At 70.0% G+C, this 26,093-nt stretch carries 25 protein-coding genes; 8 read left to right on the top strand and 17 right to left on the bottom strand.

The window, feature by feature from the left end:
• Window positions 1–122: 122 nt before the first annotated feature.
• Entirely contained in the window at window positions 123–1,325 is a 1,203-nt protein-coding gene (locus BN39_RS21460) for a helix-turn-helix domain-containing protein (RefSeq protein WP_040768812.1), read from the bottom strand.
• Window positions 1,326–1,490: 165 nt separating this feature from the next.
• Here BN39_RS21460 and BN39_RS21455 point away from each other — a divergent pair, with 165 nt between their 5' ends.
• Window positions 1,491–3,323: an NAD(P)/FAD-dependent oxidoreductase gene (locus BN39_RS21455; protein ID WP_019204510.1), complete on the top strand. Its 1,833-nt coding sequence runs from the start codon at window positions 1,491–1,493 to the stop codon at window positions 3,321–3,323.
• Between the two features lie 65 nt (window positions 3,324–3,388).
• On the opposite strand, the gene pheT is transcribed toward BN39_RS21455, so the two are convergent.
• From pheT to BN39_RS22505, 3 genes are all read right to left on the bottom strand, one after another.
• A complete protein-coding gene (pheT, locus tag BN39_RS21450; RefSeq protein ID WP_019204509.1) occupies window positions 3,389–5,857 on the bottom strand; it encodes a phenylalanine--tRNA ligase subunit beta in 2,469 nt (822 codons plus the stop codon).
• A 50-nt stretch (window positions 5,858–5,907) separates the two neighbouring features.
• Window positions 5,908–6,990, bottom strand: a complete 1,083-nt coding sequence (pheS, locus tag BN39_RS21445) for a phenylalanine--tRNA ligase subunit alpha (protein WP_019204508.1) — start codon at window positions 6,988–6,990, stop codon at window positions 5,908–5,910.
• A 76-nt stretch (window positions 6,991–7,066) separates the two neighbouring features.
• Window positions 7,067–7,708 carry a TetR/AcrR family transcriptional regulator gene (locus tag BN39_RS22505; RefSeq protein WP_019204507.1) on the bottom strand — a complete coding sequence of 214 codons (642 nt, stop codon included), beginning with the start codon at window positions 7,706–7,708 and terminating at the stop codon, window positions 7,067–7,069.
• Window positions 7,709–7,790: 82 nt separating this feature from the next.
• On the opposite strand from BN39_RS22505, the gene BN39_RS21435 reads away from it, so the two are divergent.
• Both BN39_RS21435 and BN39_RS21430 read left to right on the top strand, forming a co-directional pair.
• Complete coding sequence (locus BN39_RS21435) at window positions 7,791–8,123, top strand: multidrug efflux SMR transporter (RefSeq protein WP_019204506.1); 333 nt, start codon at window positions 7,791–7,793, stop codon at window positions 8,121–8,123.
• A 4-nt stretch (window positions 8,124–8,127) separates the two neighbouring features.
• Window positions 8,128–8,574 (top strand): DUF5360 family protein, encoded by a 447-nt coding sequence (locus tag BN39_RS21430; protein ID WP_019204505.1) that lies wholly within the window; start codon window positions 8,128–8,130, stop codon window positions 8,572–8,574.
• Here BN39_RS21430 and BN39_RS21425 read toward each other — a convergent pair.
• The 6 genes from BN39_RS21425 to infC all read right to left on the bottom strand — a co-directional run bounded on the left by BN39_RS21425 (window position 8,543) and on the right by infC (window position 12,329).
• Window positions 8,543–8,848, bottom strand: coding sequence for a hypothetical protein (locus BN39_RS21425; protein WP_371190642.1), 306 nt, complete (start codon window positions 8,846–8,848; stop codon window positions 8,543–8,545). The two genes, BN39_RS21430 and BN39_RS21425, sit on opposite strands and share 32 nt — an antisense overlap.
• The gene (locus tag BN39_RS21420; RefSeq protein ID WP_371190641.1) at window positions 8,823–10,229 is read right to left on the bottom strand and encodes an acyltransferase; all 1,407 of its coding nucleotides are present in this window, start codon (window positions 10,227–10,229) and stop codon (window positions 8,823–8,825) included. The genes BN39_RS21425 and BN39_RS21420 overlap by 26 nt, the downstream gene beginning before the upstream one ends.
• A 68-nt stretch (window positions 10,230–10,297) precedes the next feature.
• The gene (locus tag BN39_RS21415; RefSeq protein ID WP_019204502.1) at window positions 10,298–11,095 is read right to left on the bottom strand and encodes an RNA methyltransferase; all 798 of its coding nucleotides are present in this window, start codon (window positions 11,093–11,095) and stop codon (window positions 10,298–10,300) included.
• 1 nt (window position 11,096) lies between these two features.
• Window positions 11,097–11,477 carry a 50S ribosomal protein L20 gene (gene rplT / locus BN39_RS21410; RefSeq protein ID WP_019204501.1) on the bottom strand — a complete coding sequence of 127 codons (381 nt, stop codon included), beginning with the start codon at window positions 11,475–11,477 and terminating at the stop codon, window positions 11,097–11,099.
• A gap of 52 nt (window positions 11,478–11,529) precedes the next feature.
• Complete coding sequence (gene rpmI, locus BN39_RS21405; RefSeq protein ID WP_019204500.1) at window positions 11,530–11,724, bottom strand: 50S ribosomal protein L35; 195 nt, start codon at window positions 11,722–11,724, stop codon at window positions 11,530–11,532.
• A gap of 20 nt (window positions 11,725–11,744) precedes the next feature.
• On the bottom strand, window positions 11,745–12,329 hold the full coding sequence (gene infC, locus BN39_RS21400; protein ID WP_081586225.1) for a translation initiation factor IF-3: 585 nt from the start codon (window positions 12,327–12,329) through the stop codon (window positions 11,745–11,747).
• A gap of 330 nt (window positions 12,330–12,659) precedes the next feature.
• Between infC and BN39_RS21395 the strand changes: the two genes are divergently transcribed.
• Both BN39_RS21395 and BN39_RS21390 read left to right on the top strand, forming a co-directional pair.
• Window positions 12,660–13,013 (top strand): DUF1844 domain-containing protein, encoded by a 354-nt coding sequence (locus tag BN39_RS21395; protein ID WP_019204498.1) that lies wholly within the window; start codon window positions 12,660–12,662, stop codon window positions 13,011–13,013.
• An 83-nt stretch (window positions 13,014–13,096) separates the two neighbouring features.
• Window positions 13,097–13,441 (top strand): hypothetical protein, encoded by a 345-nt coding sequence (locus tag BN39_RS21390; RefSeq protein ID WP_148281554.1) that lies wholly within the window; start codon window positions 13,097–13,099, stop codon window positions 13,439–13,441.
• A 103-nt stretch (window positions 13,442–13,544) separates the two neighbouring features.
• Here the strand turns inward: BN39_RS21390 and nrdH are convergent, their stop codons facing one another.
• Both nrdH and uvrA read right to left on the bottom strand, forming a co-directional pair.
• The gene (gene nrdH / locus BN39_RS21385; RefSeq protein WP_040768808.1) at window positions 13,545–13,778 is read right to left on the bottom strand and encodes a glutaredoxin-like protein NrdH; all 234 of its coding nucleotides are present in this window, start codon (window positions 13,776–13,778) and stop codon (window positions 13,545–13,547) included.
• Between the two features lie 127 nt (window positions 13,779–13,905).
• Complete coding sequence (uvrA, locus tag BN39_RS21380) at window positions 13,906–16,764, bottom strand: excinuclease ABC subunit UvrA (RefSeq protein WP_019204496.1); 2,859 nt, start codon at window positions 16,762–16,764, stop codon at window positions 13,906–13,908.
• A gap of 139 nt (window positions 16,765–16,903) precedes the next feature.
• On the opposite strand from uvrA, the gene BN39_RS21375 reads away from it, so the two are divergent.
• Window positions 16,904–17,473 carry an MBL fold metallo-hydrolase gene (locus BN39_RS21375; protein WP_237741755.1) on the top strand — a complete coding sequence of 190 codons (570 nt, stop codon included), beginning with the start codon at window positions 16,904–16,906 and terminating at the stop codon, window positions 17,471–17,473.
• Window positions 17,474–17,477: 4 nt separating this feature from the next.
• Here BN39_RS21375 and BN39_RS23590 read toward each other — a convergent pair whose 3' ends face one another.
• Window positions 17,478–17,630, bottom strand: coding sequence for a hypothetical protein (locus BN39_RS23590; RefSeq protein ID WP_159103268.1), 153 nt, complete (start codon window positions 17,628–17,630; stop codon window positions 17,478–17,480).
• 250 nt (window positions 17,631–17,880) lie between these two features.
• Window positions 17,881–18,561, bottom strand: coding sequence for a hypothetical protein (locus tag BN39_RS21365; RefSeq protein WP_148281553.1), 681 nt, complete (start codon window positions 18,559–18,561; stop codon window positions 17,881–17,883).
• A 769-nt stretch (window positions 18,562–19,330) separates the two neighbouring features.
• Here BN39_RS21365 and BN39_RS21360 point away from each other — a divergent pair.
• Both BN39_RS21360 and BN39_RS21355 read left to right on the top strand, forming a co-directional pair.
• Window positions 19,331–19,768: a hypothetical protein gene (locus BN39_RS21360; RefSeq protein ID WP_019204492.1), complete on the top strand. Its 438-nt coding sequence runs from the start codon at window positions 19,331–19,333 to the stop codon at window positions 19,766–19,768.
• Window positions 19,769–19,929: 161 nt separating this feature from the next.
• Window positions 19,930–22,173: a 3'-5' exonuclease gene (locus BN39_RS21355; RefSeq protein ID WP_086010346.1), complete on the top strand. Its 2,244-nt coding sequence runs from the start codon at window positions 19,930–19,932 to the stop codon at window positions 22,171–22,173.
• Between the two features lie 15 nt (window positions 22,174–22,188).
• On the opposite strand, the gene BN39_RS21350 is transcribed toward BN39_RS21355, so the two are convergent.
• The 3 genes from BN39_RS21350 to BN39_RS21340 form a co-directional block, all read right to left on the bottom strand.
• Window positions 22,189–22,635, bottom strand: a complete 447-nt coding sequence (locus BN39_RS21350; RefSeq protein ID WP_040768804.1) for a universal stress protein — start codon at window positions 22,633–22,635, stop codon at window positions 22,189–22,191.
• 128 nt (window positions 22,636–22,763) lie between these two features.
• Window positions 22,764–24,926 carry an excinuclease ABC subunit UvrB gene (gene uvrB, locus BN39_RS21345; protein ID WP_019204489.1) on the bottom strand — a complete coding sequence of 721 codons (2,163 nt, stop codon included), beginning with the start codon at window positions 24,924–24,926 and terminating at the stop codon, window positions 22,764–22,766.
• Between the two features lie 45 nt (window positions 24,927–24,971).
• Entirely contained in the window at window positions 24,972–26,000 is a 1,029-nt protein-coding gene (locus BN39_RS21340) for a TRM11 family methyltransferase (protein WP_019204488.1), read from the bottom strand.
• Between the last annotated feature and the right edge of the window lie 93 nt (window positions 26,001–26,093).

Genomic DNA, 26,093 nt, shown 5'->3' with positions numbered 1-26,093 from the left:
TCCCTTCTCGAAGTGTCGTCACCACCGGTCTATGTGACGTGGAACACACGCGGCAAAGGTTGCGTGGGGTTGCACTCCCGCCCCGGCGGGACGGCCCCGTTCGGCGGGTGCGACGGGCCGGGTCAGCGCAGCGTTTCGACCACGACGTGGTCGGCGAACCGGTACGGCTGTGCCGCGATCAGTCCGGACAGCACGCGCCGCAGGCGCGAGATCTCCGCGCGCACGGTGACCACCCGGCCCGCGTCGCCGAACAGCGCCTCGGCGACCTGCGCCGCGGTGCGCCCGGCGCCGTCCGCGAGGAGTGTCAGGATCTCGGCGTGCCGCGGGGTGAGTTGGTGCCGCCATTCGCCGGTGATCCCGGCGACGGTGACCGACGGCGACCGCTCGGACCGCAGGTCCAGCGTCACCCTGGTCGCGCCCGCGCGCGGTTCCTCCGCCACGGGCCGCAGCAGCCACCCGCCGGGCAGGGGTTCGACGGTGCACTGCCCCAGCTCGGGCAGCCACAGGTGGGACCCGTCCATCACCTCGGGCAGGCCCACCCTCGACCGGGGTGACAGCTCGCCGACCGCGGCGACCCAGCCGTGCACGTCGACGACCAGGCCCGGGCCCCGCATCCCCGCGAGCAAGGGCGCGGCGACGGTGCGCAACTGGTCCAGTCCGGCGAGATGCGACTCGTGCAGGCGGGACTCGGCCAGCCGAGCGACGGTGGCCACCAGCGCGAGGGTGGTGGGGTGGACCGTCGAAGCCGGACCGCTCACGTCGACCACCCCGAGCAGCTTGCCGGACCGGCGGTCTCGAATGGGGGCGGCGGAGCAGGTCCACGGGTGCTGATTGCGGGCGAAGTGCTCCGCGGAGAAGGTCTGCACGGCGGTGCGCGATGCGAGCGCGGTGCCGATCGCGTTGGTGCCCACGTCGCCCTCGGTCCAGGCCGCGCCCTCGACGAAACCCAGCTGGTCGGCCTGCCGCAACACGCGGGGCGCCCCGGTGCGCCACAGCAGGCGCCCCTCGGCGTCGGACACGACCAGGATGCTGGAACCGGCGTCCGTCAGCGGGGCGAGCCCCGCCTCGAACTCCTCGATCATCCCCGAGAGCCCCGATTCGCGGCGCAACCGCGCGAGGTCGGCCGAGTGGATCGCCGGGCCGGCGTCGTCGTCCGGCTGCAGGCCCGCGGCGAGGACCCGCTGCCAGGACTCGCCGATCACCTCACGCGGACGGGCCGGCGGGCGTTCGCCCGCCATCGTCGCGTCGTAGACAGCGGCGAGCAGCCGCGCGTACGTGCGCGGGTCGTCGCCGAGAGCCACCGCGGGCTCCGCAATCTGTGCCACCCGTCGATTGTGCCTCAGGTCACTGCCCCGGCGACGCGATTCCTCCCCCGGTGCGTCTCGACGGATCTCAGGTTGCAACCGGACGCAACCCTTGCCCCACCCGTCGCACGGGGCGTGTGATTCACGCCACAACGTTTTTGTACGTCCAAGCCGAAGGAGCTTCAGATGACCGCGATCGCAGATGCGGAAGTGAACACCGGGACCGATCCGCAGCAGCGGGTGGACGCCTGGTTGCAGCGGTTCGAGTCGGCGCTGGCGGCGCGCGACGTTGCCGGAGTGACCGAGTTGTTCGAACCGGGGGGCTTCTGGCGCGATCTGGTGTCGTTCACCTGGAACCTGCACACCAGCGAGGGCCGGGACCAGATCGCCGCGATGCTCGGCGACCGGCTCGACGACACCGACCCGAGCGGATTCGTCACGACCGACCCCGCGTCGGGCGACGAGGTGGCCGAGGCGTTCATCGGGTTCGAGACCGGCGTCGGCCGGGCCAAGGGCCACGTGCGGATCCGCCGGGGCGACGACGGCGTCGACCGCGCGTGGACGCTGCTCACCACGCTCCGCGAGCTCAAGGGGCACGAGGAGTCGTTCGGCGCGAACCGCCCGATGGGCGCGGTGCACGGCGCCCACAACGCCGCCCCGACGTGGGCCGAGCGCCGCGAGCAGGAGGAGGCCGAGCTCGGCTACTCCATCCAGCCCGACACCCTGGTGATCGGCGGCGGCCAGGGCGGCATCGCACTGGGCGCCCGGCTGCGCCAGCTGGGCGTGCCCGCGCTCGTCGTGGACAAGTACGACCGCCCCGGCGACCAGTGGCGCGGCCGCTACAAGTCGCTGTGCCTGCACGACCCGGTCTGGTACGACCACCTGCCGTACCTGCCCTTCCCCGCCAACTGGCCGGTGTTCGCGCCCAAGGACAAGATCGGCGACTGGCTGGAGATGTACACCCGCGTCATGGAGGTGCCGTACTGGTCGCGCACCGAGGCCCTGTCCGCGTCGTACGACGAGGCGAAGGGCGAGTGGACCGTCGAGGTGAACAAGGACGGCGAGAAGCTGACCCTGCACCCCAAGCAACTCGTCCTCGCCACCGGCATGTCGGGCAAGCCCAACATTCCGGACTTCCCCGGCATGGACGTCTTCGCCGGCGAGCAGCACCACTCGTCGAAGCACCCGGGCCCGGACGCCTACACGGGCAAGAAGGTCGTCATCATCGGCGCCAACAACTCGGCGCTCGACATCAGCAAGGCCCTGATCGAGGCCGGTGCCGTGGTCACCATGGTGCAGCGCAGCTCGACCCACATCATCAAGTCCGAGTCCCTCATGGAGCACGGCCTGGGCGACCTCTACAGCGAGCGGGCGCTCGCGAACGGCGTGACCACGGACAAGGCGGACATGATCTTCGCCTCGCTGCCGTACAAGATCATGAACGAGTTCCAGAAGCCGATCTACGACAAGGTCCGCGAGATCGACGCCGACTTCTACAAGGGGCTGGAGGACGCCGGCTACGAGCTGGACTTCGGCGACGACGATTCCGGCCTGTTCATGAAGTACCTGCGCCGCGGCTCCGGTTACTACATCGACGTCGGCGCGGCCGGGCTGATCATCGACGGGTCGATCAAGCTGGCCAAGGGGCAGGTGGACCACCTGACGGAGAACAGCGTGGTCCTCGAGAACGGCCAGGAACTCCCCGCGGACCTCGTCGTGTACGCCACCGGGTACGGCTCGATGAACGGCTGGGCGGCCGACCTGATGGACCAGGAGACCGCCGACAAGCTGGGCAAGTGCTGGGGCCTCGGTTCCGACACCACCAAGGACCCCGGCCCGTGGGAGGGCGAGCAGCGCAACATGTGGAAGCCGACGCAGGTGCCCGGTCTCTGGATGATGGGCGGCAACCTGCACCAGTCGCGGCACTACTCGCTGTACCTGGCGCTGCAGCTCAAGGCGCGCTACGAGGGGCTCGACACCCCCGTCTACCAGCTGGCCGAGGTGCACCACACCAGCTAGCCCGCACAGACTCCGGCCCCGGCGACAGCACACGATGCGTCGCCGGGGCCGGCTCCATGTTCGGACTAGCGCAGCACGGCGCCGACGGTGCCCGATGCCTTCGCCACCGCGGCGTCGCGCGCGGCGGAGGCCTCGTCCTCGGTGAGTGTGCGATCCGCAGCGCGGAAGCGCAGCGAGAAGGCCATCGACTTCCGGCCCTCCCCCACCTGCGCGCCGGTGAAGACGTCGAACAGCGCGATCGCCTCGAGCAGGTCGCCCGCGCCCTCGGCGAGGGCGGCCTGGACGTCGGTGGCAGGGACGTCCGCGTCCACCACGACCGCGACGTCCTGCAGCACGGCCGGGAACGGCGAGATCTGCGGGGCGGGGTGGATCTCGGTCAGCGGGATCGCGTCGAGATCCACCTCGACGGCGCACGTGCGCGGCGGCAGGCCCGCGCGCTCGAGCACGGCCGGATGCAGCTCGCCCGCGTGCCCCACGACCCGGTCGCCGACGACCACCTCGGCGCACCGTCCGGGATGGAACGGCGCGTACTGCGCGGCCCGCAGCGTCACCTCGACGTTGCTCGCGCGGCCGATCTCGCGGGCCGCCTCGAACGCGTCCGTGGCGTCGGCGGCGCGCCCGGGGCCCCACGGCCCGGAGGGCTCACGCATTCCGGTGAACACGAGGGCCACGTGCTCGGGCTGCTCCGGCAGCGATGCGTCCAGCTCCGCGACCTCCGCCTCCGTGGGCCGGCGGTCCACCGGGATCGGGTCCACGGCACCGGTCTTCTCCGACGGGAGCACGACCTCGGCGATCGTGTACAGCGACAGGTCGCGCTGGCCGCGGGACACGTTGCGCGCCATGATCTCCAACAGCCCGGGCAGCAGCGTGGTCGCGAGCGACGGCCGGTCGGCCTCCAGCGGGTTCAGCACCTTCGTGGTGGTGCGCCGCGGGTCGTCGTCCGCGAGCCCCCACGTGTCGAAGACTCCGGCGGGCAGGAACGGGCTGGTGAGCACTTCGACGTGGCCGGTATGGGCCAGCGTTCGGCTGAGCACGCGCCGCCGCTTCTGGCGCGCATCGAGCCCACGACCGCCCGGGGCGGCGGGCAGCACCGGCGGGATCTGCTCCAGGCCCTCGAGCCGGAGCACCTCCTCCACCAGGTCGGCCACCATGTTCAGGTCGGGACGCCACGTCGGCGGCGTCACCGTCAGGTTCTCCGAACCGTCCACCCGGCAACCGATCTGGGTGAGGCGGCGCACCGTCGTCCCCGGCGCGTAGGTGATCCCGGCGACGCGATCCGGGCGGTCCGCGGCGATGACCACCTGCGGGCGGTCGGCGTAGGAGCCGTGGTCGGTGATCTCGCCGACCACGGTCCCGCCCGCGATCTCGGTGAGCAGGCGAGCCGCCTCGCGGACGGTCCACACGGAGATCGCGGGGTCCACGGTGCGCTCGTACCGCTTCGCCGCGTCCGAGCTGAGCTTGTGCCGCTTGCCCGTTCGGAACACCTTCACCGGGTTCCACACGGCGCCTTCGAGGATGACGTTCACCGTGTCGTCACCGACCTCGGTGGAGGCGCCGCCCATGACACCGGCGAGCGAGACGGGTCCGCTGTCGTCGACGATGACGGCGTCCTCGGGATCGAGGGCGCGTTCGACGTGGTCGAGGGTCTCGAGCTTCTCGCCGGGGCGGGCCGGGCGCACCACGAGGCCGCCCTGCACGCGATCGGCGTCGAAGGCGTGCAGCGGCTGACCGCTGAGCAGCATGAGGTAGTTGGTCACGTCGACCGCGGGGCTGATCGGGCGCACGCCGGAAGTGAGCAGGCGGCGCTGCATCCACCACGGGGTCACGGCCTTCGGGTCCACGCCCTCCACCCGCAGCGCGGTGAAGCGGGTGCAGCCCGACTCCGGCTCGACGGTCACGTCGACGCCGCCCGCGCCGGTGCCCTGCTCGAGCGACGGAGTGGTGACATCGGTGAAGGGCAGGTCGAAGCCGCATGCGAGTTCGCGGGCGAGGCCGCGCACGGAGAAGGCGTAGCCGCGGTCCGGGGTCACGTTGAGCTCGATGACGGTGTCGTCGAGGCCCAGCACCTGCTTGGCGTCGTCGCCGGGCGCGGCGGTGCCCTCGGGCAGCACGAGGATGCCCGAGTGGTCGCTGCCGATGCCCAGCTCGCTGACGGAGCAGATCATGCCGTCCGAGACGTGGTCGTAGGTCTTCCTGGCGGCGATCTCGAAACCGCCGGGCAGCACCGCCCCCGGGAGGGCGGCCACGATGAGGTCGCCCTCGGCGAAGTTCCGTGCCCCGCAGACGATCCCGCGCGGCTCCGCCTCGCCCACGTCCACCTGGCAGTACCGGATCGGCTTGCGGAAGTTCGTGAGTTCCTCGATCTGCAGCACGCGGCCCACGGTGAGCGGCCCGGTCACGACGTCGAGTGAGTCGACCTCCTCGACCTCGAAGCCGACGCGCACGAACCCGGCGTCCAGCTCCTCCGCGGTGATGCCCCACTCCGGGGTGTCGCGCCGGAGGATCTCGGTGAGCCATGACTGTGCAACTCGCACTGGTACGTCCTTCTACTGGTGTGCTCGGTGGCTGGTGGGCGCGGCGGGTGTCAGCCCTGGACGCCGTAGGGCAGGGTGAACCGCACGTCGCCCTCGACGATGTCGCGCATGTCGGACAGGCCCGTCTGGAACTGGAGCGTGCGCTCGAGGCCCATGCCGAAGGCGAAGCCCGAGTACTCCTCGGGGGCGATGCCGCAGGCCCGCAGCACGTTGGGGTTGACCATGCCGCAGCCGCCCCACTCGATCCAGCCCGCGCCGCCCTTCTTGTTCGGGAACCACACGTCCACCTCGGCCGACGGTTCCGTGAACGGGAAGTAGTTCGGCCGCATGCGGGTGGTGGTCTCCTCGCCGAACATGGCCTTGGCGAACGCCTCGAGGGTGCCGCGCAGGTGCGCCATCGTCAGCCCCTTGTCGACGGCGAGGCCCTCGACCTGGCTGAACACCGGCGTGTGCGTGGCGTCCAGCTCGTCGGTGCGGAACGTGCGGCCCGGGCACGCGACGTAGATCGGCACGTCGCGGGTGAGCATGGACCGCACCTGCACCGGGGAGGTGTGCGTGCGCAGCACCTGCCGCGAGCCCTCCGGGGCGACGTAGAACGTGTCCTGCATGGAGCGCGCGGGATGGTCCGGGAGGAAGTTGAGGGCGTCGAAGTTGAAGTGCTCGGTCTCCACCTCGGGGCCCTCGGCGATCTCCCAGCCGATGCCCACGAAGAAGTCGGCCACCTGGTCGGAGATGATGCTGACGGGGTGCCGGGCGCCCTGGGGCCGGCGGGCCGACGGCAGCGTCACGTCGATCGACTCGGCCACCAGGACCGCGGCGTCGCGCTCCGCGTCGAGCACGGCCTTGCGCTCCTCGTACGCGGCGCGGGCCTGCCCCTGCGCCACGTTGACGCGCTTGCCCGCGTCCTTGCGGTCGGCCTTGGGGATGGAGCCCAGCGCGCGCTTGCCGAGTGCGAGCGGCGACCTCTCGCCGAGGTGCGCGAGCCGCGCCTCGTTGAGCTGGTCGAGCGTGCTCGCGGCCGCGAACGCCTGCGCCGCCGCCTCGGCGGCCGCGCCCAGCGCGGCCTCGCTCAGGTCAGCGGCGTCGCCGCCGGCCTGCGGGGCAATGTTCTCCGACGCGGGGGCATCAGACACGGTGCGCGGCTCCTCGATTCGCTGCGGGTTTCGACCCGTCCAGCGTAGTCGACGGCCCTCCCACGCCGAAAACGCATTACCGCTGGTCCGGGCTCGCGTGGCGTTCGAGGATCACGTCCACGGCGCGAAGATGCTCATCGCGCCATCGAGGCGGGACGCACTGCCCGAAGAATCCCCGCCAGAACTCAGCGGTCGCGGCGACCCCGGACCGCTCCGTCGTCGCGGACCTCGCGAGACAGAACTGCCCGATCACCTCCGCGACCACCGAACGGGCCGCGGCGGGAGGCGCGATCCCGTCCCCGAGATGGCCGCGCTGTGCGGCGTCCCGGAACAGCCCCGAGAACGTCCGCGTCCACTCCTCGATCGGCCGGTCCACCGGCCCGAGGTCCGCGTGGGGCCTGTCGACGATCACACCGAACGCGGCACGGAAGCGCACGTCCTCCGCGGCGGCGATCATGGCCTGGACGGTGACCTCGGCGACGTGCACGAGCGGCAGATCCGCCACCGCGGGTTTCGCCAGTTCCGGCGAGAACTGATCGTCGATCAGCGCGCGGACCAACGCCGCCTTCGACGGGAAGTGGTGGTACAGCGCCCCCTTCGTCAGGCCAGCGGAATCGAGGATGTCCGCGAGCGACGCACCGTCGTAGCCCCGCGCATCGAGGACCGCGGCCGCGGCGTCGAGTAGGCGATCGCGGGTCTCCGCCGCACGTCGTTGCATCAGTGTCTCCGGGGTTGACAGGCTGGTCCTTCGCAATAGACCATACCGATCAGTCTGGTTTAGTAGAAGGAGTGGACGGCGGATGTCACGCGCAGCACTGATTCAGCTCACCCTCGCCGTCGCCTGCGAGGTGATCGCGACGCTGTCGCTCCGCGCGACGGACGGCTTCAAGAACCTGTGGCCGCTGCTCATCGTGGTGCCGGGCTACATCGGCGCCTTCGCGTTCCTCGGGATGTCGCTCCGCGAGATCTCCGTGGGCGTGGCCTACGCCATTTGGGCGGCCGCGGGAACCGTCCTCGTCACCGCACTCGCCACCGTCCTGTTCCGCGACCGGATCTCGCTGATGACCGTGATCGGCATGGCCATCACCATCGTCGGGGTCGTCATCATCAACCTGTCGGTCTCGGAGCACTGACGCCGTGCGCATCCGGACTGCGAAGACCCTCCTCGTCGTCGTGGACGTCGCCCTCGTCGCGTACTGGGTCGCGGTGATCGCCGACCTCCTGCCCGAGGCGCAGCGTTTCCGCGACTACTCGAACCCCGTTGTTCAGGCGTGGAACTGGTCGTTCCTCCCCCTCGACCTCCTCGCCGTCGCGTGCGGGTTGGCGGGCGTCCGGATGGCCACCACGGGGTCGCGGGTCGGCCGCTCGGTACTCACCGTCGGGCTGACGCTGACGTTCTGCGCCGGATTCATGGCGGTGTCGTTCTGGGCCTTCTACGGCGACTTCGACGCGGCGTGGTGGGCGCCCAACATCGCGTTGATGGTCGTTCCGCTCCTCGTCCACCTCGCGATGCTCGCCGAGGACCGGACCGAGGATCGGACCCAGGACCGGGTCACTGATCGCGTTCGGCGAGCCACTTCGTGACCACTGTCTTCGGGGCGCAGGAGCACCAGGCGTCCGTGATCACCTCGGCCAGCTCGTCGCGCGTGATCTCCCGCAGCCGCGAGGCCCGGACCAGCACCGCGTTGTAGCCGTCGAAGTGCGGGGTGGTGAAGAACGGCCCGTCGGCCTGGACCAGCGCGAGCTTGTCGGACTCGTCCGGCGTCCTGATCAGGATCACGTCGTCGAGGCGGGCGCCGTCCTCGTCGACGGCGTCCGGCCGCGGCGAGCGATTACCGCAGAACACCTTTCCGCTCACCCGCCAGGCCGGCCTGCCGCCCCACGCCGCGATCTCCTGCGCCCGCGGGAGCGACATCGCGATCTCGGCCACGTCCTCGTGTCGAGCCTTCCTCGCCATGGGTCCGACGGTACGCCGCCGCCCGGGCGCCGAGGAGCGCCGCGACGAACACTGTGAGCGCCGCCCACCCGGTGGGGCCGCCGATCCCCTCCTTGGCCATGAGGAGCACCGCGACGCCGGCCAGGCACACGAGCCCGCCCACGACGGCCCCGCGAGTGCCGGACGCCGCCACCGCGTCGTCCCACCACGGCAGGCGACGGTGTTCCAGCGGCGACAGGACGAGGAACAGTGAGAACATCACCACCGCGAACACGAGGCCGCGCAGGGCCATCAGCCCCCAGAACCCGCTCTGATCCGGATTCACCGCGTCGATCCCCACGGCGTGCAGGCCGAACGCCGCCACGGCGATGGCCGGGATGTGCCACAGGTAGAGCGTCATCGCTCCCCCGTTGCCGACGGCCACCGGGTACCAGACCGCGGGCCGGCGGGCCCATCGTCCGATGGCCGGGGCGGCCGCCACGAACAGCAGGCTCACCCACACGCAGTGCAGACCCAGGAGCAGCGTCGGCGGCGTGGTGTTGGAGAAGGTCTCCGTGCCCGTCACCACCAGCGGCACGTCGTACGGGCCGAACGCCACGGCCGCCACCGCCGCGGCGAACGCGAGCGCCGCGGCGCCCAGCACGACCCGCGCGGGGATCAGCCGTCGCGCGTAGGCCACGCCGATCACCACCGGCACCAGCCACACGAGCAGGAAGTTGGGGAAGCCCCACTCGATCGCACCGGTGGCGAGCCGGGCACCGTCGAAAATCCCTGCCAGGACCAGCAGCCCGCCGGCGACGCCGGCCAGCACGCGGCCGCCGGCCCTCGTCAGGAGCGGCACGAACGCGAGCACCAGCAGGTACACGCCGATGAACCACAGCAGCGCGACGCTCTCCCGCCCCAGCCGCTCGGCACTGGCGGCGCCGAGCACGACCCGCACCACGCCGAGCGCGAGCGACCAGAATCCCAGGTACCAGAACACGGGCCGGGCGAGCCGCTGCGCGCGACCGAACAGCCATCCGCCCCAGCTGGTTCCGGGCTTGATCCCGTACGCCGCGGACGCCGCGCCCGCGAGGAAGAACAGCGGCATCACCTGGAGCACCCAGGTGATCGGCTGCAGCGAAGGCTCGGCACCCAGGGTGTTGCCCACCCACACGCCCTTCGGGGTGACGGTGGCCAGCAGCAGGGCGCAGTGCCCGAACATCACGACGAACAGGCTCACGAGCCTGGCCACGTCGACGGCGCGGTCGCGGGATGCCGGCGTGCCCTGGATGACCGCGGAACGGGGAGGGAGGAGCGTCATGTCCACCATGCTTCCGGAGCGCCGCGCGATGCGGATGAGTAGTCCTACGCGGGCCGCGTGGGGGGCTTTCAGCTCCGATTCTGCACGCGGGAGGCGGCGTAGAGGCAGATCGACGCGGCGGTGGCCAGGTTGAGCGATTCGGCGCGGCCGCGGATCGGGATGCGCACGCGGTGGTCGGCGAGGTCCTGGAGCTCGCCCGGCAGGCCGTGCGCCTCGTTGCCGAACAGCCACGCCACGGGCCCCGAGAGCAGGTCGTCGGCGTCGTCGAGTACTACTTCGCCGTCCGCGGCGGTGGCGAGGACGGAGAGCCCGGCGGCACGGAGGCCCGCGATCGCGGCCGACGGGTCGCGCTCCTGCACGATGGGCAGGTGGAAGACGGAGCCCGCGGAGGCCCGGACGACCTTGCCGTTCATCGGGTCCACGGAGTCACCGGCGAGCACGACCGCGTCGGCGCCGACGGCGTCGGCCACGCGGATGAGGGTGCCCGCGTTGCCGGGCTCGGCGACGTCGACGGGGACGGCGACCAGACGCGCGCCGTCGGGCGTACCGGCCTCCGGCAGGGACCGGCACACGGCGACGATGCCGGGCGGGGTGACGGTGTCCGACAGGCCGCGCATGGCCCGGTCCGTCACGTACGCCTCGCGGCCGGTCAGTAACTCCGGGTAGCGCTCGGCGCCGTCGACGGTGACGAACACCTCCTCGACCAGCCCGGTCCGCAGCGCCGAGGTGACCGCGTTGGAGCCCTCCGCGAGGAATCGCCCCGCCTTCCGGCGGCCCGCGGCGCGGAGGAGCTTGGAAGCGGCAACGACCCGCGGGGTCCGCTCCGTGAAGAGCTGGTCCGCGGGTCGTTGCGAATGCTGTGCCAAGTTACGCGGCGGGCGCGTTCACGTCGGCCGGGAGGGCCTTCTTGGCGATGTCCACCAGCGCGGTGAACGCGGCGGCGTCCGAGACGGCGAGCTCGGCGAGGTTCTTGCGGTCGACCTCGACACCGGCCAGCTTCAGGCCCTGCATGAAGCGGTTGTAGGTGATGTCGTTGGCGCGCGCCGCGGCGTTGATGCGGGTGATCCACAGCTTGCGGAAGTCGCCCTTGCGCGCACGACGGTCGCGGTACGCGTAGGTCATCGAGTGGAGCTGCTGCTCCTTGGCCTTGCGGTACAGGCGCGACCGCTGGCCGCGGTAGCCCTTCGACGCCTCGAGGATGGAACGACGCTTCTTCTGAGCGTTCACTGCGCGCTTGACGCGTGCCATAGGTCTTCGTCCTTACGTGATGAAAAGTTCGAGCGGGTGGTGGCGAGGCGGCTTACTTGCCGAGCAGCTTCTTGACGCGGCGCACGTCGGCCGGGGCGACCTCGGCCTTGCCGTCGAGGCGACGGGTGACGCGCGAGCTCTTGTGCTCCAGCAGGTGGCGACGGCCGGCCTTCTGGCGCATCACCTTGCCGCTGCCCGAGATCTTGAAGCGCTTCGCGGTACCGCTGTGGGACTTGTTCTTCGGCATATCGGTCTCGATTCTGTCTCTTAGTTGGCTTCGGCCGCGGACTCCGAGCCCCGGGGGCGCTCCTTGTCCTGCTGCGCCTTGGCGCGGGTCTTCGCGCCCTTGTGCGGGGCGAGAACCATGGTCATGTTGCGGCCGTCCTGCTTGGCGGACGTCTCGATGAAGCCGTACTCGGCCACATCGGCGCCCAGGCGCTGCAGGAGGCGGAAACCCAGTTCCGGTCGCGACTGCTCGCGGCCGCGGAACATGATCGTGACCTTCACCTTGGAGCCCTGCTCCAGGAACCGGACGACGTGACCCTTCTTGGTCTCGTAGTCGTGGTCGTCGATCTTGGGGCGGAGCTTCTGCTCCTTGATCACGGTCATCTGCTGGTTCTTGCGGGACTCGCGCTGTTTCTGCGCGGCCTCGTACTTGAACTTTCCGTAGTCCATGATTTTGCACACGGGCGGGCGCGCATTCGGTGCCACCTCGACAAGGTCGAGATCCGCCTCGTATGCCAGCTTGAGCGCATCATCAACGCGCACGATCCCGACCTGCTCACCGCCGGGGCCGACAAGGCGGACCTCGGGGACGCGGATCTGACCGTTGGTGCGTGTCTCAGTGCTGATGGGGCCTCCTCAGTTAGGTGCTCGTGTTCTTCAGGCGAGCGGTCTTCACTCGTAGACCGCCGCGCAGCCTGAGGCCCTCAGTGTCCCAACACAGCGAAAAGGCCCCGACCAGGCGATTGCCTGACGGGGCCCACACCGACCGATTCGGGCCGTCGCGGCGTACACCGGCGATCGACCCCTCCTGCAACGAGGAGACCACGACGAGTATTCCCTGGGGAACACCCACCGTGGCGACCGGACCAGCCGACCCGGGGTCGACGTGGTGGGAGTGGACTCCACTTGCTGCCCCGGCGTGGAGCCGGAGCGGTCGCACATGACAGTGTAGCAGTCGTGACCGAGAATCAGAATTCGACAGAACCGCCGGACCGCGACCTCGCCGAGATCCCGGCGATCGAGGTCATGTCGCGCGCCATGGTGATGCTCATGAGCTCCGCGGCGGAGAAGCTCGGGCTCAATTCCGCGGAGCCGCGCGAGGACCCGCATTTCGACCTCGACGAGGCTCGACGCCTGATCACGGCACTCGCGGGCCTGGTGACGGCATCGGTGGAGTACCTCGGCCCGCACGCCGGCCCGATGCGCGACGGCCTCAAGTCGCTGCAGCTGGCGTTCCGCGAATACAGCACCTATCCGGACGAGCCGGGCCAGGGGCCGGGAGAGAAGTACACCGGACCTGTGTACAGCTAACACTCAGGGTTCTCCCCCAAACCTACCCTGACCTCGATAAATACATCTAGTGTTCCAGGCCACAGCGGGCGTACCGTCCTCTCATGAACAGGATGAAGTCGCTCGCGGCCGGCGCACTGGTCGCATCCGCACTCTTGGTACCGCTGGGATCGGTGACCGCTGCAACGGCGGCCGCCTCGCCCACCCCTGCGGTGCAGCACCCGGGGCACGGCTGGTGTGAACCCGGCCGGTGGGTTCCCGGCTATTGGACCCCGGGCCGGTGGCACAACGGCTGGTGGCAGCCCGGCTACTGGCGCCCGGGCTGGTGGGACCACAACGGCTGGCACCACGGCTACTGGGTGCCACCCCGCTGGCACCAGGGCTGGTGGGAGAACGGCCGGTACGTGCCCGGCCACTGGCAGCCCGGCCGCTGCTATCCGCACCGCTGAGCACCCCACTGAGTAGACCGGACGGGCCGTGACGCGAACGGGCCTTCAGTCACATCCCCGTGACTGAAGGCCCGTTCGCGTGCGCGCGTGATCCGCGCGGGATTCAGGCGGCCTGCAACGCCTTGATGCGATCGGGGCGGAAGCCGGACCAGTGGTCGCCACCGTCGATCACCACGACGGGTGCCTGCAGGTAGCCGAGCGCCAGGACGTAGTCCCGCGCATCGGAGTCCTCGCTGATGTCCACCGAGGTGTAGCCGATGCCCGCCTTGTCGAGGGCGCGGTAGGTCGCGGTGCACTGCACGCACGCGGGCTTGGTGTAGACGGTCACGCTGCTCATGCCAATAACACTACATCTTGTGTCACATGCCTGCAATTTGCACAAGATGCTGTGGATGATGATCCACAGCGGTCCCCAACCCGTCCACCGTCGATCCACAGAACGATCCCCAGGCCGACACGCCGCGCTACGTGGACAGGACTTCCGCGAGGAACTTGCCTGTGTAGGACTCGGGCACGGCGGCCACGTCCTCGGGCGTGCCCTGGGCGACGACGGTGCCACCGCCGTTGCCGCCCTCCGGCCCCATGTCGACGATCCAGTCGGCGGTCTTGATCACGTCCAGGTTGTGCTCGATGACGATGACCGAGTTGCCCTTGTCCACCAGCCCGTCGATCACCTGCAGCAGCTTGGCGATGTCCTCGAAGTGCAGGCCCGTGGTGGGCTCGTCGAGGATGTACACGGTGCGCCCGTTGGAGCGTTTCTGCAGTTCCGCGGCGAGCTTCACACGCTGCGCCTCGCCGCCGGACAGCGTGGTGGCCGGCTGCCCCAGGCGGACGTACCCGAGGCCCACCTCGACCAGCGTCTTGAGGTAGCGGTGGATCGACGTGACGGCCTCGAAGAACTCGGCAGCCTCCTCGATCGGCATGTCGAGCACCTCGGCGATGTTCTTGCCCTTGTAGTGCACCTCGAGCGTCTCGCGGTTGTACCGCGCGCCGTTGCACACCTCGCACGGGACGTAGACGTCCGGCAGGAAGTTCATCTCGATCTTGATGGTGCCGTCACCCGAACAGGCCTCGCAGCGGCCGCCCTTGACGTTGAACGAGAACCGCCCCGGCTGGTAGCCGCGGACCTTGGCCTCGGTCGTGGCCGCGAACAGCGTGCGGATCTTGTCGAACACGCCCGTGTACGTGGCGGGGTTCGACCGCGGGGTCCGGCCGATGGGCGACTGGTCCACCTGGACCAGCTTGTCCAGGTCTCCCAGGCCGGTGACCCGGCTGTGCCGTCCCGGCACCTGCCGCGCACCGTTGAGCTTGTTCGCGAGCACGGTCGCGAGGATGTCGTTGACCAGGGTGGACTTACCGGACCCCGAGACACCCGTCACCGCGGTGAGCACGCCCAGGGGAAAAGCGACGTCGATGTCCTGGAGGTTGTGTTCACGCGCGCCCACGACCTTGAGCTGGCGCTTCTTGTCGATCGGGCGGCGGATGGCCGGCACCGGCAGCGCCTTGCGACCTGCGAGGTACGCGCCCGTGAGCGAGTCCTTGTTCTTCAGCAGCGCCTTGTAGGTGCCGCTGTGCACCACCTTGCCGCCGTGCTCGCCGGCGTACGGGCCGATGTCGACCACCCAGTCCGCGGTGCGGATCGTGTCCTCGTCGTGCTCGACGACGATCAGCGTGTTGCCGAGGTTCCGCAGCCGCACGAGCGTGTCGATGAGGCGGCGGTTGTCGCGCTGGTGCAGGCCGATCGACGGCTCGTCGAGCACGTACAGCACGCCCGCGAGCCCCGAGCCGATCTGCGTGGCCAGGCGGATCCGCTGCGCCTCGCCTCCGGAGAGCGAACCCGCGGCCCGGGAGAGCGACAGGTACTCCAGCCCCACGTCCAGCAGGAACTCGATCCGGGCCTGGACCTCCTTGAGCACCCGGCCGGCGATCGCCGCCTCGCGCGCCCCCAGCTTGAGGTCCGACAGGTAGTCGGCGCAGTCCCCCACCGACATCGACGCGACGTCCGCGATGGACTTCTCGCCGAACCGCGGGTGATCGAGCGTGACCGCGAGGATCTCGGGCCGCAGCCGCGCGCCCTGGCAGGCGGGGCACGGCACGTCGCGCATGTAGCCCTCGTACCGCTCCTTCATCTGCTCGGACTCGGTGCTCTCGAGCCGGCGGTGCAGGAACGGCATGACGCCCTCGAATTCGGCGTAGTACGAGCGGGTGCGGCCGTAACGATTGCGGTACTTGACGTGCACCTGGTGCTCCGATCCCTCGAGCACCGCCTTCCGCGCCTTCGCGGGCAGGTCCTTCCAGGGCGTGTCCAGGTCGAAGCCCATCGCGTCGCCCAGGCCCGACAGGAGCCGCAGGAAGTACTCGGCGCTCTGCCCCACGGACCACGGGGCGATCACGCCCTCGGTGAGCGACATCGTGGGGTCCTGGATCACCAGTTCCGGGTCGACCTCCTTGCGCACGCCGAGGCCGTCGCAGTCGGGACACGCGCCGTACGGCGAGTTGAAGGAGAAGGCGCGGGGTTCCAGATCGTCCACGGCGATGGGGTGCCCGTTCGGGCAGGCCATCTTCTCGGAGAAGCGGCGTTCGCGTTCGGCGTCGTGCTCCTCGCGGTCCACGAAGTCGAGCACCACGATGCCGTCCGCCAGGCGGAGCGCCGTCTCGATCGAGTCGGTGAGGCGCTGCTTGGCGGAGGTCTTCACGGCGAGGCGGTCCACGACCACCTCGATGTCGTGCTTCTCCTGCTTCTTGAGCTTGGGCGGATCGTTGAGCTGGTGGACCATGCCGTCGATCCGGGCGCGGGAGTAGCCCTGGGTCTGCAGTTGGTTGAACAGGTCCACGAACTCGCCCTTGCGCGTGCGGACCACGGGGGCGAGCACCTGGAAGCGCGTGCCCTGTTCCATGTCGAGCACCTGGTCCACGATCTGCTGCGGCGTCTGCCGCGCGATCACCGAGCCGCACTCGGGGCAGTGCGGCGTGCCGGCGCGGGCGTAGAGGAGGCGGAGGTAGTCGTAGACCTCGGTGATGGTGCCGACGGTCGACCGGGGGTTGCGGTTCGTGGACTTCTGGTCGATGGACACCGCCGGCGAGAGCCCCTCGATGAAATCGACGTCGGGCTTGTCCATCTGGCCGAGGAACTGCCGCGCGTACGCGGACAGGGACTCCACGTAGCGGCGCTGCCCCTCGGCGAAGATCGTGTCGAACGCGAGGCTCGACTTGCCCGAGCCGGACAGGCCCGTGAACACGATCAGGCTGTCGCGCGGGAGGTCCACATCGACACCCCGCAGGTTGTGCTCGCGCGCACCGCGCACGATCAGGCGATCAGCCACCGTGTTCCTTTCGTCCGTACCTCATTGCAGGCCCACACACGGGCCCCGATCAATGCTAGGCAAGCCCACCGACAAGTTTTTCGTCGAGCGGTACCGTGAGGCCGTGACCACGACGATCAGCCGGCTCTCCGTCGGCCCCATGGACAACAACGTGTACCTGGTCGGCGATTCCGGCGGCCACACGCTGCTCATCGACGCCGCCAACGACGCCGAGGAGGTGCTCGCCGCCGCCCGCGAAGTGGGCGGGGTCGAGCTGATCCTCACCACTCATCGGCACCCCGACCACTGGCAGGCGCTCGCCGAGGTCAAGGCGGGCCTGAGCGTACCGTCGGCCGCCGGGGTCAACGATGCCGAGGGCATCCCCGTGCCCACCGACCGGTCGCTGTCCGACGGCGAGGTGCTCACCGTGGGCGATCTCGTGTTCGACGTGATCGAATTGGTCGGGCACACGCCCGGGTCCGTCGCCCTCGCCCTGCGCCCCGAGTTCGACGGTGCGCCCGTCCACCTGTTCACGGGTGACTGCCTGTTCCCCGGAGGGGTCGGCAAGACCTGGCAGCCGGGCGATTTCGACCGCCTCTACGCGGACGTCACCACCAAGCTCTTCGACCGGTTCGGCGACGACACCGTCGTGCATCCGGGCCACGGCGAGGGCACCACGCTGGGTGCCGAGCGCCCGCACTTGGCCGAGTGGCGCGAGCGCGGCTGGTAGCGCGTCAGGCGCCGTAGAGCAGGTACACGACGACCGCCAGCGCGCCGAGCAGGAGCATCCCCAGCCATCGGAGCGCGGTGACCATGGGATCCGGTGGATCCATCTCGTCGAGGTCGTCGTCGCTGTCGACGTCGCCCGTCCAATCGCTCTCTCGCATGTACGACGACTGTACCGGGCGGCGGGACCGGGCCGGAACGTCCATCGCCCCCGCAGCAACGCCCGACGGTCCGCGGCCACCATCGCCACACGACTCCGTCGCAACTGTTGATCCCTTGGCGGACAGCGCTTTCAGGCCCAGGTGACCGGGCCGTCGGAACGTACGGAGCCGTCTCGGCCGGGACGGAGCCGCGAGGCGAAGGTCACGCCCCTCGGTGACCCGGATCACTGCCGGACCGCACGGGAGAACGTCAGCTCGGCTCGGCCGCGGTCGTCGGCGTGGGGTGCGCGGGCAGGCCGTGGCAGGGGCACCGTTCGACGGTGTCCGGCGCCCCGTCGCGGGGCTGGTCCTCCGCCGCCGCGCCCGTGACGCCGACGGTGCTCTCGTCGCCGCCGTGCTCGCCGACGGCGCTATCGTCCTCCGCGCTCTCGTCCTCCGCACTCTCGTCGACGGCCTTCTCGCCGTCGGTGTCGGCGGCGTCCCCACCGGCGACGCCTTCGCCGCCGGCGTGGGCCTCCTCGGCATCGCGCCGCTCCCCGACTGCGCCGCCGTGCGGCTCCTCGACCGTGACCTCCGAGGATGCCGCGGACGAACGCGGCGGCTCACCCGCCGTCGCCGGGACGGCCGTTCCTCCCGACTCCGAGGTGGCGTCGGTCCGCTCCGCCGCGCGCTCCGGGCCGGGTAGCGCCCCCGGCCCCGAATCCGGCTCCGGCGTCGACTCCGGCGAGCGTCGCGCAGCGAACAGCCCCGCGAAGTACAGAGGAATGCCGATCAGGCCGCAGACGACGCCGGCGCCGCCGAAGAGGATGGTCCATTCCGCGGGAACGGTCTCGAGGTACATCGTGATCAGCGCGATGACGATCAACCCCACGCACAGGCCGTTCCAGAACACGGGTTGACTGAGAACGGGGCGGGAGGTGCGACCATTCATGATGTGAGATGTCTCAGATCTTTTCTGCGGCTGTCTCGCGTGCGTGCTCGGAAATCGTGACGGTGATTCGGCGCGACGCCCGGCGCGTCCCGGCCCGGGCATCATCGCCGATGATACCTGCGCTCACGAACCGTGGCCTTCCATGCACGTCGGTTGCGCTGCCGATCGGATCCCATGCCCGCGCCGCCCCGCCGCGGCGTCCGGCCGCGGCAGTACAGAGACCAGGGTCCGGAGTTCCGCGAATTCCACCATTCTCGACGTGCACTCGAAGGCAGCGATACGCATTCTCCCGGACATATCCGTTCAATTCCGGCGCAGCAGGAGGAACGACGCGAGTACGAGGAGGAGAACGCAGGCGATTCCCTGCGATTGCGAACCGATGAGGTCGTGCACGTTTCCCCTTCGTGAGAAGTCGTTCCGCCACCCGGAATACGGGGTGGGGACTCCATCGCTCGGGGTTCTTCAAGCGCGCGGCCGCAGTCGTCGTGCGGCTTCCGGCCCGGAACGCTACACCACGCACAGAAGATCAAAAACAGTCGGTGATCGAAGCTTTTCGCGCCCACCCCCGGGTTTCCGGATGATTCCCGAGAGCGGCCGGCCGCACGACGAATCCCTGTCTCTGTCTCTCCACCGGCGGTCCGGGGGCAGCGGGGGCCGGGGCCCGACCGACGCCACCCGGGTTCTCTCGGCACGGCGCCACCCGGGCGCGGGACTGGCTAGGGTCGGCCCCACCTGTCACACCCTCGGAAACCGACCTCAGGGAGAACGGATGTCGATCTCGACGAAGCGACGATTGCTCGGCGCGGTGCGCTACGGACTCGCGGCGGTGTTCGCGGCGTACGGCGGCGTAAAGCTGTCGGGCGGCCAGTTCGATTACGGAGACTGGATCATCGACAAGCGCGCGACCGACGGCACCAGTGTGGTGTGGGCGTTCTACGGGTACTCCCCCGTGTACGGACGCCTCACCGGACTGTTCGAACTCGTGCCCGCGATGTTGCTGCTGTGGCGACGAACGTCCACGCTCGGTGCCGCCGCGCTGTTCGCGGTCTCCCTCAACATCACCCTCATGGACTTCGCGTTCGGGTTCCCCGCGGTCAAGTACTTCTCGCTGGGCTACACCGTGCTGCTCGGAGGCCTGCTCTACGCCGACCGGGACAGGTTGCTCGATGCGTTCTGGCGCCCCCGGCGCGAGTCGCTCCCGGGCTGACGCGGCTGCGCGAAGCCGATCGCAGCGGCGGCACCGCCGATCGTGGACAATGGACGGTCTGATTCGACGGAGCCGAGTCCACGAGGAGCACCGTGACACACAATCCCCTGCTGACCGAGGAGCAGGAGCATCTCGACCGGGTGTACGCCCGGATCGACTCGATGCGGGACACCGCGGCCCGGCGCCGCGCCGACAACCTGCAGGAGGTCGGCGAGAACCCGCAGGAGATCTCGGAGCGCGATTCGTACCACCAGCTGTACACGGACGACATCGCGAAGTACGACGCCGCCGAGCAGAACCTCTACTTCGGCCGGCTCGACATGACCGACGGAACCGAATCGCCCGGCGCCCAGGACACCGTGCGGCGGATCGGCCGCATCGGGGTCCTCGACGACGACGAGGACCTCTCGACGCTCCTCCTGGACTGGCGCGCACCGCTCGCGCGGCCGTTCTACCTCGCGACCCCGGCGCAGCCGGAGGGGGTGCGTGTGCGCCGGCACGTGCGCACCCGCGGCCGGGAACTCGTCAACGTCATCGATGAGCGGCTCACCCTGACCGACGGTGCGGCGGCCGCCACGGACGGCCCCGGCACCAACGTCGCCGGTGAGTCCGCGCTGGTCGATGCGCTCAACCGCGCCCGCACCGGACACATGACCGACATCGTCGAGACCATCCAGCGCGAGCAGGACACGATCATCCGCTCCGAGCACCGCGGCGTCCTGGTGGTCCAGGGCGGGCCGGGCACCGGCAAGACGGCGGTGGCGCTGCACCGCGCCGCCTACCTGCTGTACACGTACCGGCAGAACCTGTCGCGCACCGGCGTCCTCATCGTGGGGCCGAACGAGACGTTCCTGACCTACATCAGCCAGGTCCTTCCCAGCCTCGGCGAGACGGGAGTCCTGCTCAGCACCGTCGGCGACCTGTTCCCCGGAGTGATCGCGACGCTCCCCGACAGCGCCGCCGCCGCGCGGCTCAAGGGCTCCACCGACATGGTCGAGGTGATGAAGCAGGCGGTCCGCGGGTGGCAGACCGTGCCCGACGAGCCGATCGAGCTGCGATTCGACGGGTACCCGCTGGTCCTGGACAAGAAGATCGCCACCCGTGCCCGCGGCCGTGCCCGATCCTCGCGCCGCCCGCACAACACCGCCCGCGCGATCTTCCGGCAGTCCGCCCTCGACGCCCTCGCCGCGCAGCACGCCGCGACGATCGGTTCGTCGGTGGTGGACAACACGATGCTGCTCTCCCGCACGGACATCTCGGACATCCGCGACGAGCTCGCACAGGACCGCGAGGTCCTCGGCGCACTCGACGCGCTCTGGCCGGCGCTGACGCCGCAACGGGTACTGACCGAGCTGTGGAGCGACGAGGACCGCCTCGCCGACGCCTCGCCCGGCCTCTCCGACGCCGACCGCGCGGTCCTCCGTCGCGAGCTTGCGACGGACGCGAACGGGAAGCCTGCGTTCTCCCCCGCGGACGCGCCACTGCTGGACGAGATCGCGGAGTTCCTCGGCGACGACGACGCGGACGCCGACGAGGCGGAGCGACAGTGGCGCGAGCGCCTGGAGGAGGCGCAGGAGGCGCTGGACATCCTCACCGGCTCCGCCCCGCAGGACCTGGACGACGAGTTCGACGCCGAGATCCTCATGGCGTACGACCTGATCGACGCGGAGCAGCTGGCCGAGCGGCAGACGGTCCGCGATTTCAATACCACCGCGGATCGCGCCCGCGAGGACCGAACGTGGACCTTCGGCCATGTGATCATCGATGAGGCGCAGGAACTCTCGGCGATGGCCTGGCGAATGCTGATGCGGCGGAGCCCGAATCGCTGGATGACTCTGGTGGGCGATACCGCGCAGACCGGCGATGCGGCGGGATTGACCAGCTGGGGCGAGGCTCTGGATCCGTACGTGCCCGGCCGCTTCCAGCTGTCGGAGCTCACGGTGAACTACCGCACCCCCAAGGAGATCATGGATCTCGCGGCGGACGTTCTGGCGGAGATCGATCCGGGGCTGGCGCCCCCGACCTCGGTGCGGTCCGGCGCGGAGCCGCCGCGGTTGCTCCGGGCCGACGGGGGCGGGCCGGCCCTGGTGGAGACGGTCCGGGCGGCGCTGCCCGAGGACGAGGATCGGCTGACGGCGGTGCTTGCACCGTCGGACCTGGTTGCGCCACTGCGCCGCCTGACGGCGCGGAACGTGCGGGTGATGGGCGTGCGCGACGCCAAGGGACTCGAGTTCGACCACGTGGTCGTGGTGGAGCCCGGGCTGATCGTCGGCGAACCGGCGGAGGTGGAGTTCGACCGCGGCCTACGGGACCTGTACGTGGCGCTGACGCGAGCGACCCAGACGTTGACCGTGGTCACGTCCGGGTCGCTTCCGCGCGCCATGCGCGCGCTGGAGTCCGCCTGAAGGCGGATCCGCGTTCTAGGTGGTGTGGACGATGAGGATGTCCACCGAGGTCTTGCGGGCGGCGTCCGAGGGGACGGAGCCGAGCAGTCGCCCGGTGAGCGAGTTCATGCCCTTGTTGCCGACGACCAGGAGCGAGGGCTCCGGCTGCGCCTTGACGAGATCGAGCAGCGCCTCGACGGGCTGCCCCTTGATGGCGCGCTTCTCGACGTTGCCCGCGCCGGCCTGCAGGGCGCGGGCCTCGGCGGTGCGGAGCATGTCGTTGACGGGGTTGGCCCCCTGCAGCTGGTACGCCTCGTCACGCAGGACGTCGGCGGCAGCCGGATCCGGGGCCTCGCTCGGCAGGTACGCGCACGCGATCACCAGCTTGATGTTCTGCCCGGCGATCGCCGCGGCACGCTCCACGGCGCGCAGCGACGACTCCGAGCCGTCGGTGCCGACCACAACCGTGCTGTAGCCACTCATCGAGTCTCTCTTTCTCTAGATCTCTCGAGAAGACGTGTGCCTTCGACATACTTCCCGGACACAATAACCGCCACGGTACGGGGAACAGGCGTATTGCGGCGGGGAACACACCCGTTGCACCGCATTCGTCACTTCAAACCCGCGGCGTCCATTCCGCGGAGCTCCTTCTTCAGGTCCGCGATCTCGTCACGAATCCGGCCCGCCAGCTCGAACTGCAAATCGCGCGCGGCGTTCATCATCTGGTCGGTCAGCTCGGAGATGAGGTCCGCGAGTTCTGCCCGCGGCATGGACTTCACGTCCTGGCCCTCGTACACGCCCGCGCTCACCGCCGACGCCGGGCGCAGCTCGCCCTGTGCGCGCCGGCCGCGGCTGCTGTTGCGGCCGGACCCCCCGATCGCCGCTTCGGTGTCGTCCGCCTCGGTGTACACCTGGTCGAGGATGTCGGCGATCTTCTTGCGCAACGGCTTCGGATCGACGCCCTTCTCCTTGTTGTAGGCGATCTGCTTCTCGCGACGGCGGTCCGTCTCCTCGATCGCGTACTGCATCGAGTCGGTGATCTTGTCCGCGTACATGTGCACCTGGCCGGACACGTTGCGGGCCGCGCGGCCGATCGTCTGGATGAGCGACGTGGTGGACCGGAGGAAGCCCTCCTTGTCCGCGTCGAGGATCGCCACCAGCGACACCTCTGGCAGGTCGAGTCCCTCGCGCAGCAGGTTGATACCCACCAGCACGTCGTACTCCCCGAGACGCAGCTGCCGCAGCAGCTCCACCCGGCGCAGCGTGTCGATGTCGCTGTGCAGGTACCGGACGCGGATTCCCGCCTCCAGCAGGTAATCGGTGAGATCCTCCGCCATCTTCTTGGTCAGCGTGGTCACCAGGACGCGCTCGTCCTTCTCGGTGCGCTCGCGGATCTCGTGGATCAGGTCGTCGATCTGGCCCTTGGTCGGTTTGATGACGACCTCCGGGTCCACCAGCCCGGTGGGGCGGATCACCTGCTCGACGAACTCGCCGCCGGACTGCCCCAGCTCGTACTGGCCGGGGGTCGCGGAGAGGTAGATCGTCTGCCCGATCCGTTGAGTGAACTCCTCCCAGGTCAGAGGGCGGTTGTCGACGGCGGACGGCAGCCGGAAGCCGAAGTCGACGAGGTTGCGCTTGCGCGAGGTGTCGCCCTCGAACATGGCCCCGATCTGCGGCACGGTGACGTGGGACTCGTCGATCACCAGGAGGAAGTCCTCCGGGAAGTAATCGATGAGTGTGGCCGGCGCCGAGCCAGCCTCGCGCCCGTCGATGTGCCGGCTGTAGTTCTCGATGCCGGAGCAGAAGCCCACCTGCCGCATCATCTCGATGTCGTACTGGGTGCGCATCCGCAGCCTCTGGGCCTCGAGCAGCTTCCCCTGCCGCTCGAACTCCGCGAGGCGCTCCTCGAGTTCCTTCTCGATGCCCTCGATCGCCCGGGACATCCGCTCGGGCCCCGCCACGTAGTGGGTGGCGGGGAAGATCCGCAGGTCGTCCACCTGGCGGACCACGTCACCCGTGAGCGGGTGCAGGTAGTACAGCGCCTCGATCTCGTCGCCGAAGAACTCGATCCGCACCGCGAGCTCCTCGTACGACGGGATGATCTCCACGGTGTCGCCCCGCACGCGGAAACTGCCGCGAGTGAACGCCGTGTCGTTGCGGTTGTACTGGACGTCCACCAGCAATCGCAGCAGCCGGTCCCGGTCCACCTCCATCCCCACCTCGAGCTGCACGGACCGGTCCAGGTAGCTCTGCGGGGTGCCCAGGCCGTAGATGCAGGACACCGACGCGACCACCACGACGTCCCGGCGGGACAGCAGCGACGAGGTGGCGGAATGCCGCAGGCGCTCCACGTCGTCGTTGATCGAGGAGTCCTTCTCGATGTAGGTGTCCGTCTGCGCGATGTACGCCTCGGGTTGGTAGTAGTCGTAGTACGAGACGAAGTACTCGACCGCGTTGTTGGGCAGCATCGCCCGCAACTCGTTCGCGAGCTGCGCCGCGAGGGTCTTGTTGGGCGCCATGATCAGCGTGGGGCGCTGCACCTTCTCGATCAGCCAGGCCGTGGTGGCCGACTTACCGGTGCCCGTGGCGCCGAGCAGCACGACGTCCCGCTGCCCGTCACCGAGCCTGCGCGCCAGTTCCTCGATCGCCTGGGGCTGGTCGCCCGCGGGCTCGTACTCGCTGACCACCGTGAAGTCCGCGGTGGCGCGTTCGATCTCTCCGATGGGACGGAACTCGGAGTGCGCTACGACGGGTTGCTCTGCAGCGAAGGCCATACCCCAAGGGTAGGCCGACCCACCGACAAGTTCGCCGCCGCAGGCTCAGCCCTTCACCGCGACGATCACGTCCCGGGTGATGGAGCGGTCCACGCGGTGCCGCAGCTCGTCGTATCCGGGCCCGCCGCGCACCGTCAGGCCCGCGGACTCGAGCGCCTCCGCGACCTGCGCACGGGGCGCCACCCGGTCGTTCCAGGCGAGGCCCACCGCACCCCCGGAGCGGAGCGTCGACGCCCAGCCCGGGAGCGCACCGTCGAGCAGTTCCAGCGGGCTGCGGACCAGCCCGCGCGGGCCGCGGCTACCGTGCTGAACCCCGTACGGCAGGTCGGCGACGACCACGTCGACGGTGCCCGGCCGGATCAGCTCGGCCGTTCGCAGGGTGTCCGCGAGGTAGAACGTGACCGACCGGGTGTCGCCCGCGGCGTAGGCCGCCTTGTCCGGCGCGAACACGGCCTCGAACTTCTTCGCCAGCACGGCCTTGTCGCGGCGGACGGGGGTCGTGGAGGCACGGTGCTTGAGCCGGTGGTCCTTGAGCCAGGTGGTGAGGAACGACGAGTACAGCTCGAAGTCCTTGGCGTCGAGGTCCACGCCCACGGCGTCCAGCCCGTACATGGCCGCCTGGCTCAGGGTGGTGCCCCGCCCGCACACGGGGTCGAGTACCCGCAGCGCGCCGTCGAGGAGCCGCTCGGGGCGGGCGGTCGCGGCGGCGGTGACGTTGAGCAGCAGCCGGGTGAACTGCTCGTTCGTCTTGCCCTGGTACTTCAGGATCGTCTTCAGGTCCGACGGGTACCGCTCCGCCGAGGGCGCTTCGACGGGCCGCAGCAGGTTCCCCTCGCGCTCGAAGAGCGCGTAGAACGCGGACGTCAGCGCGAGGAACGCGAGGTCACCGCGTTCGGGCTCGTCGATGTGGAAGGCGAGGTATTCGACGCCGGCCACGGACTCGGGTTCGACGGGGCCGATCCGCCCACCGAGCGCCGCCCCGAGCGCCGTGAGTTCGGCGCGGACCATCGCCGACGCCCCGTCGGCGTAGACGCGGTTGGCGGACGGTGCGGGGAGCAGGAGGTACTGGGGCACGTGCGGAATCGTACGAGCACGGAGCCGCCGGACGCGATTCCGGTCCCGGGGTCACGGGGGTCCGCGCGTCGTATCGTGGTGTGATGGTGGGCC

It is taken from the genome of Tsukamurella sp. 1534 (assembly GCF_000312385.1).
In the GTDB taxonomy this organism is placed as follows: domain Bacteria; phylum Actinomycetota; class Actinomycetes; order Mycobacteriales; family Mycobacteriaceae; genus Tsukamurella.
This window is presented reverse-complemented; position numbering and strand designations above follow the sequence as displayed.